The organism is Photobacterium rosenbergii (genome assembly GCF_003026455.1).
Taxonomy (GTDB): Bacteria; Pseudomonadota; Gammaproteobacteria; order Enterobacterales; family Vibrionaceae; genus Photobacterium; species Photobacterium rosenbergii.
This window is the reverse complement of the sequence record NZ_PYMB01000068.1, coordinates 1-625: the sequence shown is the minus strand read 5'-3', so window position 1 is coordinate 625 and position 625 is coordinate 1. Positions and strand designations below refer to the sequence as shown.

Annotated in this window: 1 rRNA gene; it reads right to left on the bottom strand. The window is 52.8% G+C overall.

The features are described 5' to 3' along the window. A 23S ribosomal RNA gene (locus tag C9J01_RS29435) occupies positions 1-625 on the bottom strand; the annotation flags it as partial.

Sequence of the window (625 nt, the reverse complement as noted above, 5' to 3'; positions counted from 1 at the left end):
TCCTTCACCCGAGTTCTCTCAAGCGCCTTGGTATTCTCTACCCGACCACCTGTGTCGGTTTGGGGTACGATTCCTTACTACCTGAAGCTTAGAGGCTTTTCCCGGAAGCATGGCATCAATGACTTCAGTGCCGTAGCACCTCGACATCGGGTCTCAGCCTAGTGTAATCCCGGATTTGCCTAAGATTACAGCCTACACCCTTGAACCTGGACAACCGTCGCCAGGCCCACCTAGCCTTCTCCGTCCCCCCATCGCAATAGTAAGAAGTACGGGAATATTAACCCGTTTCCCATCGACTACGCCTTTCGGCCTCGCCTTAGGGGTCGACTCACCCTGCCCCGATTAACGTTGGACAGGAACCCTTGGTCTTCCGGCGAGGGAGTTTTTCACTCCCTTTATCGTTACTCATGTCAGCATTCGCACTTCTGATACGTCCAGCAGCCCTTACAGACCACCTTCAACCGCTTACAGAACGCTCCCCTACCCAATACATAAAATGCATTGCCGCAGCTTCGGTGTATAGCTTAGCCCCGTTAAATCTTCCGCGCAGGCCGACTCGACCAGTGAGCTATTACGCTTTCTTTAAATGATGGCTGCTTCTAAGCCAACATCCTGGCTGTCTGAG